Source organism: Actinomycetospora chlora (assembly GCF_039542135.1).
In the GTDB taxonomy this organism is placed as follows: domain Bacteria; phylum Actinomycetota; class Actinomycetes; order Mycobacteriales; family Pseudonocardiaceae; genus Actinomycetospora; species Actinomycetospora chlora.
The window spans coordinates 32,894-50,185 of the sequence record NZ_BAABHO010000027.1; the positions used below are offsets into that span (position 1 = coordinate 32,894).

General features: G+C 76.4%; 15 protein-coding genes. 7 read left to right on the forward strand and 8 right to left on the reverse strand.

The features are described from left to right. Positions 1 to 6 precede the first annotated feature (6 nt). Genes ABD994_RS17295 through nudC form a run of 3 tightly spaced genes read left to right on the forward strand, consistent with a single transcriptional unit; the run spans position 7 to position 3,778 of the window. Positions 7 to 1,308: a M16 family metallopeptidase gene (locus tag ABD994_RS17295; RefSeq protein ID WP_345417454.1), complete on the forward strand. Its 1,302-nt coding sequence runs from the start codon at positions 7 to 9 to the stop codon at positions 1,306 to 1,308. Continuing rightward, a complete protein-coding gene (locus ABD994_RS17300) occupies positions 1,305 to 2,693 on the forward strand; it encodes a M16 family metallopeptidase (protein WP_345417457.1) in 1,389 nt (462 codons plus the stop codon). Before ABD994_RS17295 ends, ABD994_RS17300 begins: the two co-directional genes overlap by 4 nt. Continuing rightward, the gene (gene nudC / locus ABD994_RS17305; protein WP_345417460.1) at positions 2,690 to 3,778 is read left to right on the forward strand and encodes an NAD(+) diphosphatase; all 1,089 of its coding nucleotides are present in this window, start codon (positions 2,690 to 2,692) and stop codon (positions 3,776 to 3,778) included. The genes ABD994_RS17300 and nudC overlap by 4 nt, the downstream gene beginning before the upstream one ends. A gap of 21 nt (positions 3,779 to 3,799) precedes the next feature. On the opposite strand, the gene ABD994_RS17310 is transcribed toward nudC, so the two are convergent. From ABD994_RS17310 to ABD994_RS17325, 4 genes are read right to left on the reverse strand one after another with little or no spacing between them, the layout of a single operon-like run. After that, positions 3,800 to 4,045, reverse strand: coding sequence for a mycoredoxin (locus ABD994_RS17310; RefSeq protein WP_345417463.1), 246 nt, complete (start codon positions 4,043 to 4,045; stop codon positions 3,800 to 3,802). A 49-nt stretch (positions 4,046 to 4,094) separates the two neighbouring features. Beyond that, positions 4,095 to 7,412: a proline dehydrogenase family protein gene (locus ABD994_RS17315; protein ID WP_345417466.1), complete on the reverse strand. Its 3,318-nt coding sequence runs from the start codon at positions 7,410 to 7,412 to the stop codon at positions 4,095 to 4,097. Between the two features lie 16 nt (positions 7,413 to 7,428). Beyond that, the gene (locus ABD994_RS17320) at positions 7,429 to 8,268 is read right to left on the reverse strand and encodes an ABC transporter permease (protein WP_345417469.1); all 840 of its coding nucleotides are present in this window, start codon (positions 8,266 to 8,268) and stop codon (positions 7,429 to 7,431) included. After that, positions 8,265 to 9,233, reverse strand: a complete 969-nt coding sequence (locus ABD994_RS17325) for an ATP-binding cassette domain-containing protein (protein ID WP_345417472.1) — start codon at positions 9,231 to 9,233, stop codon at positions 8,265 to 8,267. The genes ABD994_RS17320 and ABD994_RS17325 overlap by 4 nt, the downstream gene beginning before the upstream one ends. Before the next feature lie 101 nt (positions 9,234 to 9,334). Here ABD994_RS17325 and ABD994_RS17330 point away from each other — a divergent pair, with 101 nt between their 5' ends. From ABD994_RS17330 to ABD994_RS17340, 3 genes are all read left to right on the forward strand, one after another. Further along, a complete protein-coding gene (locus tag ABD994_RS17330) occupies positions 9,335 to 11,455 on the forward strand; it encodes an ATP-dependent DNA helicase UvrD2 (RefSeq protein WP_345417475.1) in 2,121 nt (706 codons plus the stop codon). 150 nt (positions 11,456 to 11,605) lie between these two features. Next, positions 11,606 to 11,800 (forward strand): hypothetical protein, encoded by a 195-nt coding sequence (locus ABD994_RS17335; protein ID WP_345417478.1) that lies wholly within the window; start codon positions 11,606 to 11,608, stop codon positions 11,798 to 11,800. A 191-nt stretch (positions 11,801 to 11,991) separates the two neighbouring features. Next, complete coding sequence (locus ABD994_RS17340; RefSeq protein WP_425550078.1) at positions 11,992 to 12,297, forward strand: WhiB family transcriptional regulator; 306 nt, start codon at positions 11,992 to 11,994, stop codon at positions 12,295 to 12,297. Positions 12,298 to 12,365: 68 nt separating this feature from the next. Here the strand turns inward: ABD994_RS17340 and ABD994_RS17345 are convergent, their stop codons facing one another. The 3 genes from ABD994_RS17345 to ABD994_RS17355 all read right to left on the reverse strand — a co-directional run bounded on the left by ABD994_RS17345 (position 12,366) and on the right by ABD994_RS17355 (position 15,091). Next, positions 12,366 to 13,679, reverse strand: a complete 1,314-nt coding sequence (locus ABD994_RS17345) for an ABC1 kinase family protein (protein WP_345417481.1) — start codon at positions 13,677 to 13,679, stop codon at positions 12,366 to 12,368. 71 nt (positions 13,680 to 13,750) lie between these two features. Continuing rightward, positions 13,751 to 14,017 carry a hypothetical protein gene (locus ABD994_RS17350; RefSeq protein WP_345417484.1) on the reverse strand — a complete coding sequence of 89 codons (267 nt, stop codon included), beginning with the start codon at positions 14,015 to 14,017 and terminating at the stop codon, positions 13,751 to 13,753. Positions 14,018 to 14,101: 84 nt separating this feature from the next. After that, positions 14,102 to 15,091 (reverse strand): TOMM precursor leader peptide-binding protein, encoded by a 990-nt coding sequence (locus tag ABD994_RS17355; protein WP_345417487.1) that lies wholly within the window; start codon positions 15,089 to 15,091, stop codon positions 14,102 to 14,104. A gap of 71 nt (positions 15,092 to 15,162) precedes the next feature. Here ABD994_RS17355 and ABD994_RS17360 point away from each other — a divergent pair, with 71 nt between their 5' ends. Continuing rightward, positions 15,163 to 15,744 carry a M48 metallopeptidase family protein gene (locus tag ABD994_RS17360; RefSeq protein ID WP_345417490.1) on the forward strand — a complete coding sequence of 194 codons (582 nt, stop codon included), beginning with the start codon at positions 15,163 to 15,165 and terminating at the stop codon, positions 15,742 to 15,744. Here the strand turns inward: ABD994_RS17360 and ABD994_RS17365 are convergent. After that, a complete protein-coding gene (locus tag ABD994_RS17365) occupies positions 15,741 to 17,204 on the reverse strand; it encodes a zinc-dependent metalloprotease (protein ID WP_345417493.1) in 1,464 nt (487 codons plus the stop codon). The genes ABD994_RS17360 and ABD994_RS17365 overlap by 4 nt on opposite strands. Between the last annotated feature and the right edge of the window lie 88 nt (positions 17,205 to 17,292).

The window sequence follows — 17,292 nt, forward strand, 5'->3', positions numbered from 1 at the left end:
GACCGTGTGACCTCCAGCGTGACCGCCCCCTCCCAGGGGCTGCACCGCCACGTGCTCGACAACGGGCTCCGCGTGCTCCTGGTGCCCGACCCGGCCGCGCCCGTCGTGGGCGTCGCCGTCCACGTCGACGTCGGCTTCCGCTCCGAGCCGGAGGGCCGCACCGGGTTCGCGCACCTCTTCGAGCACTTGATGTTCCAGGGCTCGGAGAGCCTGGAGAAGCTCGCGCACTTCCGCCACGTGCAGTCCTCGGGCGGGGTGTTCAACGGCTCGACCCACCAGGACTACACGAACTACTTCGAGGTGCTGCCCTCGGCGGCGCTCGAGCGGGCGCTGTTCCTCGAGGCCGACCGGCTGCGCGCGCCGCGCCTGACGCCGGAGAACCTGCGCAACCAGGTGGACGTGGTCAAGGAGGAGATCCGGCTCAACGTCCTCAACCGGCCCTACGGCGGCTTCCCCTGGATCCTGCTGCCGCCGGTGCTCTACGACACGTACCCGAACGCCCACAACGGCTACGGCGATTTCACCGACCTCGAGCAGGCCGACCTCGACGACGCCGCCGCGTTCTTCGACGCCTACTACGCGCCGGGCAACGCCGTGCTCACCGTCGTCGGCGACCTCGACCCGGACGAGGCCGCGGCGCTCGTCGAGAAGCACTTCGGGGACATCCCCGCCCGGCCGGTGCCGTCGCGGCCCAGCTTCGCCGAACCCCCACCGGACCGGGAGCGCCGCGACGCCGTCGTCGACGCGCACGCGCCGCTGCCCGCGCTCGCCGTCGGGTACCGCCTGCCCGACCCGGACACCGACCTGCCCGGCTACCTCGCGCACGCGGTGCTGGCCAGCCTGCTCACCGACGGCGAGGCCGCGCGGCTGACGCAGCGCCTGGTCTACGGCGACGAGCTCGTCACCGACGTGTCCGCCTCCTGCGGTCTGATGGGCGCCCCGCTGGACGCCCGCGACCCCGACACGTTCACGATCACCGCCGTGCACCCCGCGACGGTCGACCCCGACCGCATCCTCGGCGCCGTGGACGACGAGCTGGCCCGGCTCGCCGCGCAGGGCCCCGAGCCCGAGGAGCTGCGCCGGGTGACGGCGCGCTGGGCATCATCGCTGCACCGCGAGCACGACCGGCTCATGAGCCGGATGCTCGCGCTCGGCTCCGCGGAGCTCGTGCAGGGCCGCGCCGAGCTCGCCGACGAGCTGCCGGGCATGCTGGCCGCCGTCGAGCCGGCCGCCGTCGCCGACGCGGCCGGGCGCCTGCGCCCCGACGCCCGCGCCGTCCTCACCGTGACGCCGGGGGGTGGCGCATGAGCGCGCCGACCAGCGCGACCCGCCGCAGCGCCGAGGAGATCGGCAGCACGCCCGCCGGGCCGCGCCCGCTGCCCCCGCTGGGCCCGCAGCGCTCGGTGCCCGCGCCCGACGAGGTCGACACCGTCCTCGCGTCGGGCCTGCGGGTCATCGCGGTCCGCCGCCCGGACGTGCCGATGGTCGAGGTGCGGCTGCGGGTGCCGTTCGCGGACCCGAGCGGGACGGCCGCATCCGACCACGCCGCGGTCGCCGAGCTGCTGTCCACCACGATCCTGTCCGGTACGCGCTCGCGCAGCCGCATCGGCATCGACGACGACCTCGCCGGCGTCGGCGGGGAGCTCGGCTTCTCGGTCGACCCGGAGCGGCTCGCCGTCTCCGGCCACGCGCTGGCCGAGGGCCTCGACACCCTGCTCGACGTGCTGGCCGACGTCCTGCTCGCGGCGACCCACCCCGACGACGAGCTCGCCCGCGAGCGCGACCGCCTCGTCGAGCGGATCGAGCTCGCGTCGGCGCAGCCGTCGGTGATCGCGCGGCGGGCGCTGCAGGAGCGGCGCTACGGCGACCACCCGGTGACCCGCGAGATGCCGCGCCCCGAGGAGGTCCGCGCCGTCACCGGCGACGCCGTCCGCGCGCTGCAGGGCTCGGCGCTGCGTCCCGGCGGCGCGGTGCTCGTGGTGGTCGGCGACGTCGACCCGGGCGACGCCGCGGCGCGCGTGGAGTCGGCGCTGGCCGGGTGGACGACGGGCGAGGCCCGCGCACTGCCCGCGCTGCCCGCGCTGACCCCGCGCGACCTGCTGCTCGTCGACCGTCCCGGCGCGGTGCAGTCGCAGCTGCGGCTCTCGGCGCCCGCCGTGGGCCGGACCGACCCCCGCTATCCCGCGCTGCAGCTGGCGAACCTCGCGCTCGGGGGCTACTTCTCGTCCCGGCTGGTGGAGAACCTGCGCGAGGACAAGGGCTACACCTACCACGCGTCGTCGAGCCTCGAGCTCGACCCGCACGGCGCGGTGCTGCTGGTCGAGACCGACGTGGCGTCCGAGGTCACGGCCCCGGCGCTGCTCGAGACCCGCTACGAGCTCGGCCGGCTCGCGGTGGTGCCGCCGACGGCCGACGAGGTCGAGTCGGCCCGCCGCTACCTCGTCGGGTCGCTGCTGATCTCGATGACGACGCAGGCCGGCTACGCCTCGACGGTGGCCTCGCTCGCCGCCCACGGGCTCTCGTCGTCCTGGATCCGCGAGCACCCGGCGCGCATCGAGGCCGTCACCACCGACGAGGTCGCGGCCGCCGCGGCCGACTTCTTCGCGCCGACGCGGTTCACCGGTGTCGTCGTGGCCGACGCCGCGGCGAGCGCCGCCGGGCTCCGGGCCCTCGGCGGGGTGGAGACCCCGTGAGCTCGAGCACCGCGGGCCCCGACCTGCGCGCGGCGTTCCACCTCGACGCCGACCCGTCGCTGTCGCGCTCGACGGTCGACCGCCGCGAGCAGCTGCGCGTCGACCCCGACCACGCGAAGGCGCTGTGGCCGGACGCGCGCCTCGTGCTCGTCGACCCGCACGGCCGCACGCCGACCGAGCGGGCCGCGGACGGCACGCTGACGCTGGCCCTGGTCCCGACCGACGGGATGGGCGACATCCCCGAGGGCGCGGTCGTGCTGGGGGAGGAGGACGGCACCGCGTTCTGGGCGGTGCGCGCGCCCGACCCCGCGGAGGCCGAGTCGAACGACGCGGGCTCGGGCTTCATGACCGCCGAGCAGTGGTCGCGGGCCGGCGGCGGCCCGGACCACGAGAACTGGACCGACCTGCGGTCGTCGGGCGCCGACCTCGACGCCCGCAGCGCGGGCCTGCTGACCACCGCCGTGAGCCTGCTGAACTGGCACGACCGGTCGCGGTTCTGCGCCCGCGACGGCTCGGAGATGTACGCGATCAAGTCGGGCTGGGCGCAGCTGTGCCGGGCCCACGGGCACGAGGAGTACCCGCGCACCGACGCGTCGATGATCTGCCTGGTGCACGACGGCACGACGGGGGACCAGGCCCAGGTGCTGCTCGCCCGCCAGCCCATCTGGCCGGCGGGGCGCTACTCGGTGCTGGCCGGCTTCGTCGAGGCCGGCGAGTCGCTCGAGGCGTGCGTCGCGCGCGAGTGCGCAGAGGAGGTCGGCGTGGACGTGCACACGATCTCGTACCTCGGGTCGCAGCCCTGGCCGTTCCCGCGCTCGCTGATGATCGGCTTTGCGGCCGTCGCGGACCCCGCGCAGCCGCTCAAGCTCCAGGAGGGGGAGATCGAGGGCGCCCGCTGGGTCACGCGCGCGGAGCTGCAGACCGCGCTCGACGCGGGTGCCTGGTCCCACCGCGACGGTGCGCCGACGGGCGCCCGGGGCGTCGGGGGGACGGCGTTCGAGGCCGGTGCCGGCCGGGAGCTCATCCTCCCCGGCGGCGTGTCCATCGCCCGCGCGATGCTCGAGGCGTGGGCCGCCGCCGGGTGACGACGAGGGTCAGGACGAGGGTCAGGAGGCGGCCTCGACGCGGGCCAGGGTGTCCTTGACCTCGGCGAAGCTCGGGTTGGTGGCCGCGGAGCCGTCCGGGTAGACGACGGTCGGGACGGTGCGGTTGCCGCCGTTGACCTTCATCACGATCTCGGCGGCGTCGGGCTCGCGCTCGATGTCGATCTCGGCGTAGCCGATGCCCTCCCGGTCGAGCTGCATCTTCAGTCGCCGGCAGAAGCCGCACCAGCTGGTCGTGTACATCGTCATCTGTGCCACGACCGGTGCAACACGCGGCGGTGCCCGATCCTTCCGGCGCTCAAGCTTCCACGTGCCCGAACCGGTGGCGGGTCGCGCTGACGGCCTGCTCGCGCAGCACGGTCAGCACCTCCCGCCGGCCGTCGGCCACCACCGGCGCGTCGACCAGCGACGCGCCGACCGTCGCGGCCGCGCGCCGCAGCCACTCCGGCGCCGTGCCGACCACCCGGAGGCGCTCGCCGGGGCCGGGCGCGACGTCGTCCGGGGCGCGCACGGTGACCGGCACGCCCGCGCACGCGGCGGCGAGCCGGACCCGCAGCACGTCCCGGGGGGCGGCGTCCGGGGCGGCGACGACGCGCAGGGAGGGCAGCGGGCGGTAGCGGAAGACGTTGGCCTCGGCCCGCAGGCCGGTCGGGTCGTGCTCGACGGCGAACTCGTCGCGCCACGCCGCGGCGTCCGACGCGGCGGCGGCGCGCAGCCAGGCGAGGTCGTCGGGGGTGAGGTCCGGTGCCGCGGCGGCGAGCAGGTCGGCCGCGGCGGGCTCGAGCGGTGCGGCGGGCAGCGCGTCGAGCGGTCCGTCGTGCCAGGTGCCGAACTGCGCGACGTAGTTCGGCCCGCCCGGCTTCGCACCCGGGCCCACCACCGAGCCCTTCCACCCGCCGAACGACTGCCGCTGCACGATCGCGCCGGTGATGTGGCGGTTGACGTAGGCGTTGCCGACCTCGACCCGCTCGCTCCAGTGGGCGATCTCGTCGGGGTCGAGGGCGTGCAGGCCGCCGGTGAGGCCGTAGCCGGTGGCGTTCTGCAGCGCGAGCGCCTCGTCGAGGTCGGCGGCGTGCATCAGCCCCAGCACCGGACCGAAGCACTCGGTGCGGTGGAACCACGATCCCGCCGCCACCGGCTCCTTCACCCCCGGCGACCACGTCGTCCCGCCGAGGTGGCGGGGCTCGACGAGCCACCTCTCGCCCCGGTCGAGGCGGGTCAACGCCCGCTCGAGGTCCTCGCCCGGCGGCCCGATGAGCGGCCCCATCGTCGTCGACGGATCGGAGCCGTGGCCGACGCGCAGGGTGCGGACGGCGTCGACGAGCTGGCGGTGGAACCGTGCCCCGGCCGGGGTCCGCGTCGAGCGCATCGGCCCGACGAGGATCGCCAGCGACGCCGCCGAGCACTTCTGCCCCGCGTGCCCGAAGGCGGAGCGCACGAGGTCGGCGACGGCGAGGTCCGGGTCGGCGCTCGGGGTCACCACCAGGGCGTTCTTGCCGCTGGTCTCGGCCACCAGGCGCAGGTCGGGCCGCCACGAGCGGAAGAGCGCCGCGGTCGACGACGCCCCGGTGAGCACGACGTGGTCGACGGCCGGGTGGGTCACGAGCCGCCGCCCGGCCGCCCCCTCGTCGGTGTGCACGAGCTGCAGGGCGTCTGCCGGGATGCCGCCGCGGTGCAGGGCCGCCACGCCCGCCTCGGCGCACGCCCGCACCTGCGGCGCAGGCTTGACGACCACCGACGCGCCCGCCGCCAGCGCGGCGACGCATCCGCCCAGCGGGATCGCGATCGGGAAGTTCCAGGGCGGGGTCACGACGACGACGCGGTCGGGCGTGAACGGCGCGTCCTCGAGCTCCTCGGCGCGGTCCGCGTAGTACGCCGCGAAGTCGACCGCCTCGGAGATCTCGGGATCGGCCTCGGCGATCGTCTTGCCGGCCTCGCCGACCATCACCGTCAGCAGCTCGCCCCGCGCCGCCGCCAGCGCCCGCGCCGCCTCCCGCAGCACCGCCGCGCGCTCCCGGGCCGGCCGGTCGCCCCACGGCGACGCCGCGGCCCGCTCGACGACGGCGTCCACGGCGCGCGGGTCGGTGACCTCGGGCTCGCGCACCGGCGGTGCCGGGGCGGCGATGGCCCGCAGCGCCCAGTCCCGGTTCGCCGGCAGCGAGGGGTCGGTGTCGGGTTCGTTGCGGAAGCGCTCACCGATCGCCGGCGTCTCGGTGGTCCGGTCCTGCGTGCGCCGCGGCGTCGCCGGCGTCGCGTCGCGGTCGCGGACCGAGGCGCGGAACCGGTCGGTGTAGGACGCCGGGCCGGCGTCGGAGAACAGCGCGTAGAGGTAGTTCTCCGGCGACGCGTTCTCCTCCAGGCGCCGCACGAGGTAGGACACCGCGGCGTCGAAGTCGCCGCGGTGCACCACCGGCGTGTAGAGCACCAGCTGTTCCGCCACGTCGTGCGCCACCACGCGCGCCTGGGCCGGCGCCATGCCCTGCAGCATCTCGACGTCGATCTGGCGCTCGGCGCCGCGGGCGGCGGCGAGCTCGACGGCCAGGGCGACGTGGTGCAGGTGGTGGCTCGCGACGCCGATCCGCAGCGCGTCGACCAGGTCGCCGCCGATCGCGCGGTCGAGCAGCCGCACGTAGTTCGCGTCCACCTCGGCCTTCGACGGGTAGGGCGCCTGCGGCCAGTCGTGCAGCTCCGCGTCCACCTGCTCCATCGCGAGGTTCGCGCCCTTGACCAGCCGCACCTTGATCGGCGCGCCGCCGTCCGCGACGCGGCGGCGGGCGAAGTCGGCGAGCTCGCCCAGGGCGCCGAGGGCGTCGGGGAGGTAGGCCTGGAGCACGATCCCGGCCGACAGCCCGTGCAGCTCCGGGCGCGAGAGCAGCGCGGTGAACAGCGCGACGGTGAGGTCGAGGTCCTTGTACTCCTCCATGTCGAGGTTGACGAACGACCCGGTGTCGCGGGCCAGCGCGAACAGCGGCACGAGGCGCTCGACGAGCCGGTCGCGGCTGCCCTCGAGGTCCCACGGCACGAGCTGGCTCGCCACCGACGACGCCTTGACCGACACGTAGTCGACGTCGCCGCGGCGCAACAGGTCCATCGTGCGCGCGAGGCGCCGGTCGGCCTCGTCCTCGCCCAGCACCGCCTCGCCGAGCAGGTTGAGGTTGAGCCGGACGCCCTCGTCGCGCGCCTCGGCCAGCCGTCGCGCGAGCTCACGGCCGTCCGCGTCCACGATGAGGTGCCCGACCAGCGCCCGCAGCCGCCGGCGCGCGAGCGGCACGACGACCCGCGGGAACCCCGGCGCCAGGCGCGCGCCGGCCCGCAGCAGCACCCGGTCGATCCCGCGGACGAACTCCGGCAGCGTCCCGCCGCGCCCCGCGAGACGGGCCAGCTCGCGGGCGGCCACGCGGTCGTCGGCCGGCCGGGCGACGCGGTCGACGAAGCGCAGCGTGAACTCGACGCCCGCGGGGTCGTGCATCAGCGCCGCGAGCTGCGCCGACGGCCCGGTGCCGGGGTCGGCCGCCGCGCCGGCCCGGGCCCACCGGTCCGCCCGCGCGACGGCCCGCTCGACGAGGTCGTCGGGGATCCCGTCGGTGTCCGCCCGCGCGGCGAGCTGCTCGGTCATGCCCCCATGGTGGCCCTCACACGCGGGTCCGCAGGGCCCAGACCGCCAGCGGCGCGAAGACCGCGGCGAACGCGGCGCCCCACAGGAGCGTCGCGACGACGTTGCCGGCCACCGGCCCGCCGACGAGCAGCCCACGCAGGGCGTCGGCCATGCGCGACACGGGGTTGATCGACACCCACGCCTGCAGCCAGCCGGGCATCGTCTCGGTGGGCGCGAACGCGTTGCTCGCGAAGGTCAGCGGGAAGAGCACCGTGAACCCGTAGACCTGGACCTTCTCCGGGTCGCGGGCGAGCACGCCGAGCAGCACCGACGTCCACGAGAACGCCACGGTGAACGCCACGAGCAGGAGGAACGCCGCCACCACCGCGAGCGGCGACGTGGTGATGCGGAAGCCGAGCACGACGCCGATCGCGAGCAGCACCACCAGCGACCACAGCTGGCGCAGCACGTCGCCGAGGATGCGCCCGGTCAGCGGCGCGGACCGCGCGATCGGCAGGCTGCGGAAGCGGTCGAACGTGCCCTTCTGCAGGTCGGTCGCCAGACCGGTCGCGGTGTAGATCGTCAGGAACAGGGCGTTCTGCGCGATGAGCCCGCCGAGCGCGAACTGCAGGTAGGCGTCGGTCGACCCGCCGATCGCCCCGCCGAACACGAACGTGAACAGCAGCACGAACATGATCGGCTGGATCGACAGGTCGAGCAGCTCGGAGGGGTTGTGCTTGATCTGGACGATGCTGCGCCACGCCATCGTCAGCGACTGGCCGGCCCACCGCCCCGGCGAGACGCGCCGCGCCGGTCGCGGTGTCCCGGGGTCGGCCTCGGCGGACGGCCGTGCGGGCGCCGTGCGGTCGAGGGTCACGCGCTCTCCCGGTACTCGTCGGTGTGCTCCTGATCGACCGCGCGCCGCCCGGTCAGCGCGAGGAAGACCTCGTCGAGGGTGGCCCGCCGCAGCGTCAGCTCGGCGAGGCGCACCCCGATGTCGTCGAGGCGCCGGACCACCGCCGGCATCAGCGCGTCGTCGGGCGCGGGCACCGCGACCGAGCCCTGCTCGACGGTGGGCTCCGTGCCGGCCAGCTCGGCGGCGATCCGGCGCACGGCGTCGAGCTCCTCGGGCCGGCTCGGGCGCATCTGCAGCACCGCGGCGCCGGCCCGCGACTTGAGGTCCAGCGGCGTGCCCGTCGCCACGACGGTGCCCCGGTCGATGACGACGATGTCGTCGGCCAGCTGGTCGGCCTCCTCGAGGTACTGCGTGGTGAGCAGCACGGTGACGCCGTCGTCGGTGAGCCCGCGGACCATGTCCCACAGCTCGTTGCGGCTCGCCGGGTCGAGCCCCGTGGTCGGCTCGTCGAGGAAGAGGATGCGCGGGCGCCCGACCAGCGACGCCGCGAGGTCGAGACGCCGGCGCATGCCCCCGGAGTAGGTGCGCGCGGCCCGGCCGGCGGCGTCGGTGAGCCCGAACTGGGCCAGCAGCTGCGCGGCCCGCCTCCGCGCCGCCGCCCGGCCCTGCCCGAGCAGGCGGGCGATGAGCACGAGGTTCTCGGTGCCGGTGAGCGCCTCGTCCACGCCCGCGTACTGGCCGGTGAGCCCGATGAGCGTGCGCACGCGGTGGGGCTCGGTCACGACGTCGAACCCGCCGACCAGCCCGCGGCCCTCGTCCGGCGCGAGCAGCGTCGCGAGCACCCGGGTCGCCGTGGTCTTGCCGGCGCCGTTCGGCCCGAGCACGCCGAGCACCGTGCCCTCGGTGGCGGAGAAGCTGGCGCCGGCGAGCGCCGTGGTGGCGCCGAAGCGCTTGACGAGACCGTCGGCCTCGATGGCTGGTGGCACACCTCCACCGTCCCAGAGGGGTCCGACAGCGGCATGAGGTTTTCGCGGCCGGCGCACCGGTCCGCGCCCCGGCCGTCGGACCCGGTTGAGACGATGGGGTCGTGGGTGAGCTCGGTGGGCGCGGCGCGACGGCAGGACTCGACCCCGAGCAGACCCAGGCCGTCCTGGCCCCGCGCGGTCCGGTCTGCGTGTTGGCGGGCGCGGGCACCGGCAAGACGCGCACGATCACCCGCCGCATCGCCCACCTCGTCGCCGCGGGCCACGTCGCGTCCGGGCAGGTCCTGGCCGTGACGTTCACCGCCCGGGCGGCAGGCGAGATGCGCACGCGGCTGCGCGAGCTGGGCGTGGGCGGCCCCGGTCAGCCCCCCGTGCAGGCCCGCACGTTCCACGCCGCGGCGCTGCGCCAGCTGCGCTACTTCTGGCCGCGGGTGGTGGGCGGCCCGCCGTGGGAGGTGCTCGAGGGCAAGCTGCGCCTCGTCGGGCAGGCGGCGCAGCGGGCGGGCGCGCCGACGACGCGGGAGTCGCTGCGCGACCTGGCGAGCGAGATCGAGTGGGCCAAGGCCTCGCTCGTCCCCGCGTCCGACTACGCGGCCGCGGCCGGGCGGACGGCGCGGGACGTGCCGGCGCCGGTCGAGCAGGTCGCGGCGGTCTACGAGACCTACGAGACGCTGAAGAACCGCGCCGAGCAGCTCGACTTCGACGACCTGCTGCTGCACACCGCGGCCGCGCTCGAGGAGCACCCCGAGGTGGCCCACGAGTTCCACGAGCGCTACCGCTGCTTCGTCGTCGACGAGTTCCAGGACGTCACCCCGGCCCAGCACCGGCTGCTGAGCGCCTGGCTGGGCGGGCGTGACGACCTCACCGTCGTCGGCGACGCCAACCAGACGATCTACTCGTTCGCCGGCGCGAGCCCGTCGTACCTGCTCGAGTTCCCGCGGGTCTTCCCGGAGGCCACGGTCGTGCGGCTGGTGCGCGACTACCGGTCCACCCCCCAGGTCGTGGCCGCGGCCAACACCGTCATCGGGGCGGCGCGGGGGCGGGCCGCCGGGTCGCGGCTGCGTCTCGAGGGGCAGCGCCCGCCCGGCCCGGCGCCGGACTTCGCCGAGCACGACGACGAGCCCGCCGAGGCCGCCGCCGTGGCGACGGCCATCCGCGAGCTGGTCGACGACGGCGTGCCCCCCGCCGAGATCGCCGTGCTCTACCGCGTCAACGCCCAGTCCGAGATCTACGAGACGGCCCTGGGCGACGCCGGCATCGCGTACCAGGTCCGCGGGGGTGAGCGGTTCTTCCAGCGCACCGAGGTGCGCACCGCCGTCGCCGCGCTGCGCACCGCGGCGGCGCGCGCGCCCGAGGAGGCGCGCGGCGCCGGCATGGTCAGCCTGGTCCGGGCCGTGCTCGGCGAGCAGGGGCTCACCGACGAGCCCCCGGCCGGGGCGGCCGGGCAGGGCGCCGCGCGCCAGCGGTGGGAGTCGCTGCGCGCGCTCGCGGAGCTGGCCGAGGAGCTCGTGGCCTCGGTGCCCGAGGCCGATCTCGGGGCCTTCCTCGCCGAGCTGACCACCCGGGCCCAGGCGCAGCACCCGCCGACGGTGCAGGGCGTCACGCTCGCGTCGCTGCACGCGGCCAAGGGGCTCGAGTGGGACGCCGTGTTCCTCGTCGGGCTCACCGACGGCACGCTGCCCATCCAGCACGCCGACGGCGACGACGACGCCGTCGAGGAGGAGCGGCGCCTGTTCTACGTCGGGGTCACCCGCGCGCGGGTGCACCTGCGGATCTCGTGGGCGCTGTCGCGCAACGCGGGCGGGCGGCGCTCGCGGCGGCGCAGCCGCTTCCTCTACGGCCTGGTGCCCGACGACCACCCCGCGGCCCGCGTGCCGACGGGCCGCGACGGCGGCGGCGCCGGCGGATCGAAGGGCAAGCCGGCGTGCCGGCTGTGCGGCAAGCCGCTGCCCGACGCCGCGTCGGCCAAGCTCGGCCGCTGCAGCACCCACCCGTCCGACGTCGACGAGTCCCTGCTGGAGGCCCTGAAGGCCTGGCGCTCCACCGAGGCGAAGGCCCGGTCGGTGCCGGCCTACGTCGTGTTCACCGACGCCACGCTGATCGCCCTCGCCGAGCAGCGCCCGGCCGACCCGTCGGGCCTCGTCGCGATCCCGGGCATCGGCTCGTCGAAGCTCGAGCGCTACGGCACCGAGGTCCTGACGCTGCTGCGCGAGCACGCGTCGTAGATCCCGGCGGGGATTCTCCGGGGAACTCCGCGAAAAGGCGTTGCCTCCCTCGCGGAGGCGGCCCTACGGTCGACGAGCACCGGCGCGGAAGGCTGCCGGTCGGGAGGCGGGACACCGCCACGTGGTGACGTGAGGAAGGGGGCTCGTGAGATGGACATCGTGACCTTCGCGGGCACCGGTCGCCGCGTCGTGGCCTGGCCCTCGTACGTCGTCCCGATGCCGTTCGTCGGCGTCGCCACGTGCGAGCAGCAGGGGCAGCAGAGGGATCTGCGTCCCCGTGCGAGCCAGATCCTCCCGACCACCGACCCGCAGCGACCGTCCGCGCCCTCCCGCTGGGTGACCTGACACCAGGCCACCACCAGCACCCACGAGGCCGCGGACCCGCACCAGGGACCCGCGGCCTCCGTCGTCTCCACGACACGGATCCCCCGCCGCGGCTCCCGGCCCCGCCGACCCGCTACCGGAGGTAGACCGTGTCCCCCGCCGGACTCGCCATCCGTCCGACCGCCCCCGAGCCCCAGCCCCCCGAGCTCGAGATCGACCTGTTCGACGCCCTGACGGCCCTCGACCTGCCCTGCCGGCTGGCCGAGGAGGACCTGTGGTTCTCCGACCGGCCCGCCGACCTGGAGCGGGCCAAGGCGCTCTGCACCGACTGCCCGATCCGGCGCGCCTGCCTGACCGGCGCGCTGGAGCGGCGGGAGTACTGCGGCGTGTGGGGCGGGGAGATCCTCGAGCGGGGCGCCGTGATCGCCCGCAAGCGGCCCCGGGGCCGGCCGTCGAAGGCCGACCTCGCGCGCGACGCCGAGATCGCGGCCGCGCGGGCGGCGGCCGGGGTCGCCTGAGACCCCCGCCGGGGGAGAGGGGGCCCGGTGCGCGTGGGATGCGCACCGGGCCCCGGACGATCACACCCTCAGTGCGCGAACCCCGGCTGCCACTCCTCGAAGACCGAGCGCAGCGGGATCTCCGCGTCCAGCTGGCAGAGCACCGCGACCGACGCGAGCGTCACGCGGTGCACGAGCATGTACTGCGGCGGCAGGTTGAGCCCACGCCCGGTGGTGAACTCCGGCCGGCGCAGGTCGCCGAGCCGCTCGGCCTGCCCGCGCAGCCACGCCCGCGTGAAGTGGAACTTCTCGGTGCGCAGCGGGTCGGTCAGCGGCCCCAGGTACGTCATGGCCTCGTCGGGGCTCATGTCGACCCCGGGCAGGACGAAGTTCAGCTCGCGCAGCAGGTCGAGGAGCTCGTCGGCGCGGTCCTCCACGGCCAGGCGCAGCATGTGCCCGAGCTCGCGCGGGAGACCCTCGGGCAGCCGCGCGACGGCCCCGAAGTCGATCACGCACAGGCGGCCGTCGGGCAGGATCTGGAAGTTGCCCGGGTGCGGGTCGGCGTGCAGCAGCCCCACCCGGGCGGGCGAGGAGAAGTGGAACCGGGAGAGCAGCAGGCCGACGCGGTCGCGCTCCTCGGGCTCGCCGGACCGGATGATCGCCGACAGGGGCGTGCCGCTGATCCACTCCGAGACCATCGCCTTCGGCGCCGACGCCACGATCCGCGGGACGACGACGTGCTCGTCGCCGTCGTAGGCCGCGGCGAACGCCCGCTGGGCGTCGGCCTCGTCGCGGTAGTCGAGCTCCTCGGCCATGCGATCGCGCAGCTCGGTGAGCAGCGGCTTGATCTCCATGCCCGGCACGAGCGGCTGCACCATGCGGCTGAAGCGCTGGAGCTGGCGCAGGTCGGCCATCACGGCCTCGTCCGCGCCCGGGTACTGCACCTTCACCGCCACGTCGCGGCCGTCGTGCCAGACGGCGCGGTGCACCTGTCCGATGCTGGCCGCGGCGGCCGGGGTGTCGTCGAACTCGCGGAAGCGCTCCCGCCACCCGCGGCCGAACTGTTCGGCGAGCACGCGGTGGGTCCGGGCGGCGGGCATCGGGGGCGCGGCGGTCTGCAGGCGCGTCAGCGCCTCGCGGTAGGGCTCGGCGAGCTCGGGCGGCACCGCCGCCTCGAAGACGGACAGGGCCTGGCCGAACTTCATCGCGCCGCCCTTGAGCTCGCCCAGGACCGCGAACAGCTGCTCGGCGCCGCGGCGGGCGACGTCGGCGGTGATCTGGTCCTGGTCGCCCCCGGCGAGCCGCCGACCCCAGCCCGCCGCGGTGCGCGAGGCGAAGCCCAGCGGCAGCGAGGCCAACCGCGCCGACCGCTGGACCGACCGGCGCGGGATGTCATCGGTCACGCCCCGATTCTCCCCCGGCGCGGCGCTCGGGGCGCGATCAGGTGGGTCGGGGCGGCCGTGGGTCGGGCCACTCAGGGCGCCGGCGCGGTCGCGGCGGTGCGCTCGAGCCACCACCGGCGCTCGAGCAGGAGGTCGATCTCCGCGCGGAACAGGTCCACGAGCACGGGGAAGCGCGGCGACGCGAGCTCGAGGCGCTGGCACAGCCGCCCGAGGTGGACGTCCACCGCCGCGAGGTCGGGGCAGCTGTAGGTCGCGCTCTCCGCCCCGAAGACCGTCGTCAGCGGGTCGTGGCCGCTGGTGTCGATCGGGTGGGCGGAGGGGAACGTGGTCGTGGACATCGTGCTCTCCTTCAGGGAACCCCCGGACACCACCGAGTACCCGGCGCCCCGCGGTCCCGTTCCCGGATGTGACGCGCGCAGCCCTCACGCGGCGGCCGCCGTCCGCCGGGCCGGGGCACGGCCCCGGAGGGCGTGGCAGCCGCAGCCCGGGTGCCGGCGCAACTCGCGACGGTCCCGGGTGCCGTCGGTGGCGACCTCGAGCACCGCGCCGCGCGCGTCGGCGGGGCCGCCGCCGAGCTCCGCCAGCACCTGGGCGGCGGCGAGGGCGGCCACCGCGGCGGCGGTGACGACGGGCACCGGGGCGCCGCGGCCCGCCAGCCCGGCGGCGAGCCGGGGCCAGGCCGGGTCGGCGTCGGCACGGACCAGGTCGGCGCAGCGCAGGCACGGGGTGCGGCCGGGGACGACGAGGGGGCCGACCGTGCCGGTGCCGTCCACCACGGCGACGACGAGGTGGGGGCGCCCGGCGGCGGTGAGCGCCGCGGCGGTCACGGGGTCGGGACGCGGCCCGTCGGCGAGGACGACGAGGTCGGCGTGCGCGGTCAGCCACCGCTGCGCCGGCGACCCGCTCGGCGTGGGGCGGCCCCCGGCGCGGGCGACGGCCTCCGCGGCGGCGGGCCGCGCGGCCCGCCCGACGTCGGCGGGGAGCAGGCCGGTGCCGACGTCCCCGCGGCCCACGACGCCGCCGGCGACGTCGAGGACCCGGCGGACGCCGGCGGCCGCGAGCAGGCCGACCACCGCCACCGCGACCCGGCCGGCGCCGAGGACGACGACCCGGCGGTCGGCCAGGGGAGCGGGGCCGGCGGGCGTGGCGAGCAGGCCCGCGGCGTGCAGGCGTTCGAGCACGCCCCGCGCGGCGTGCGGGCAGGCGCCGGCCGCGGCCGCCTCGGCGAGCACGCGGGCGACGGGCCGGGAGCCGTCGAGGGCCCCGACCATGCGGGCGAGCGGCGGGGTGAGCCCGTCGAGCACGAGCGCGTCGGCGGGGTCGAGGCCGAACTGCAGGACGCCGGGCGCCCGGTGGTGGGCGGGCCGGCGCAGCCGGGGCGGGTCGGGCAGGGGAACGGGGAACGGGACCACGGGAGCTGGGAGCACACCTGGTTCGACGCCGCGGAGGCCCGAAAGGATCCCTCCCCGTACCCTCACCCGTCGTGGCCGAAACCCCTCCGCAGGTCGAGGTGCGCCGCAGCGCGCGGCGCAAGCGGACCGTGGACGCCCACCGCGAGGGGTCGACGGTGGTCGTCAACATCCCGGCCTCGATGTCCCGCGCGCAGGAGCGGCACTGGGTCGAGGAGATGCTGCGCCGCCTCGAGCGCGCCGACGCCCGCCGGCGGCCGGGCCGCCGCGCCGGGGACGCCGACCTCGGCGCCCGCGCCGTCGCGCTCGCCGCACGGCACCTCGACCCGATCGCGCCGGGGGGCGCGTGGCCGCGCCCGGCGTCGGTGCGATGGACGAAGCCGATGCGCACGCGCTGGGCGTCCTGCACCCCGACGGACGCGACGATCCGGGTCAGCGAGCGCCTGCGCGAGGTGCCGGGCTGGGTGCTCGACCACGTGCTGGTGCACGAGCTCGTGCACCTGCGCGAGCCCCACCACGGCCCGGCCTTCCGCGCCGCCGAGGCCGCCTACCCGCGCAGCGAGCGCGCGATCGGCTACCTCGAGGGCCTCGCGGCCGGCGCGGGTCTCCCGATCACCGACACGGACGGCGGGGACGCCGAGGAGCCCGACGACTAGCTCTCGTCGCCGCCCGTGTCGTCGCCCTTCTCCTTCGACTCCTGCTCGGCCTTCATCTCGGCCTCGAGGCGGGCCAGCGGATCGTCGAGGTCGGTGAAGCTCTCGCCGCTCTTCGGGGCGGCGCCCTCCTCCGAGGGCGCCACGGAGCGGCGCTCGCCGACGAAGGACGAGGGGTCGTCGAGGTCGTCGGCGGTGGGCATGAGGTCGGGGTGCGCCCAGACCGCGTCGCGGCCCTCGATGCCCCGCTGCTCGGTGAGCGTGCGCCACAGGTCGGCGGCGTCGCGCAGGCGGCGGGGGCGCAGCTCGAGCCCGACGAGCGTGGCGAAAGTCTGCTCGGCCGGCCCGCCCGAGGCGCGGCGGCGGCGCAGCGTCTCGCGCAGCGCGACGGCGCCGGGCAGGCGGTCGCCCACCGCGTCGGCGACGACGACGTCGACCCAGCCCTCGACCAGCGCGAGCAGCGTCTCGAGGCGGCGCAGCGCGGCCTTCTGCGTCTCCGTGGTCTGCGGCTCGAACATCCCCGAGCTCATGAGCTCCTGCAGGGACGCCGGGTTGGTGGGGTCGACCTCGCGGGCCAGCTCCTCCATCCGCGAGGTGTCGATCGAGATGCCGCGCGCGAACTCCTCGACGGTGGCGAGCAGGCGCTGGCGCAGCCAGGGCACGTGGCCGAACAGCCGCTGGTGCGCCGCCTCGCGGGCGGCGAGGAAGACGAGCACCTCGCCCGCCGGGCGGTCGAGGCCCTCGGTGAACGTGGCGATCGCGGCGGGCAGGAGCGCCGCGGTGCCCTCCGGGCCGAGCGGCAGCCCGACGTCCGAGGAGGTCAGGACCTCCTTGGCCAGCTGCGCGAGGCCCTGGCCGAGCTGCGAGCCGAAGGCCATGCCGCCGACCTGCGAGATCATGCCCAGCATGGGGCCGGCCATCTGGCGGGCCTCCTCGGGCAGGCCCTCGACCCACGCCCCGGCGACGCGCTGGGCCACCGGGTCGCAGAGGCGCTGCCAGGTGGGCATCGTCGTGTCGATCCACTGCGCGGGCGACCACACGGCGACCTGCGAGGCGCCCGACGGCAGCGTCGTCGCGTCCTCGAGCCACAGCTCGGCGAGGCGCACGGACTCCTCGGCGGCGCGCTGCTGCTCGCCGGACGGGGCCTTCGTGCCGGCGTCGCCGAGCTGCTGGTGGGCCATCTGCGCGGCGAGCTTGTAGTTCACCGGCCCCTGGGCGCCCGGGCCGGACGACTGGGACAGCATCTGCCCGAGCTGCGTGAGCATCTGGCCGAGCTGGCCCATGTCGAAGCCGCCGGCACCCCCGGCGCCGCCGGGCAGGCCGCCCATGCCGGGCAGCCCGAAGCCGAAGCCGGGCGGCATCCCGCCCGGACCACCGGACCCGGAGCCGCCGGAGTCACCGGAGCCGGAGCGGCGGGACTCGTCGTCGTCGGACGGACCGAAGCCGAAGGGCAGGTCACTCATGGTGCCGACGGTACGCGGCCCCCGCGCTGATCGGTGGCGCGAGCGGCCGCCGGGACCACGCTCACGGCGAACACCCAGGAACTTCCCA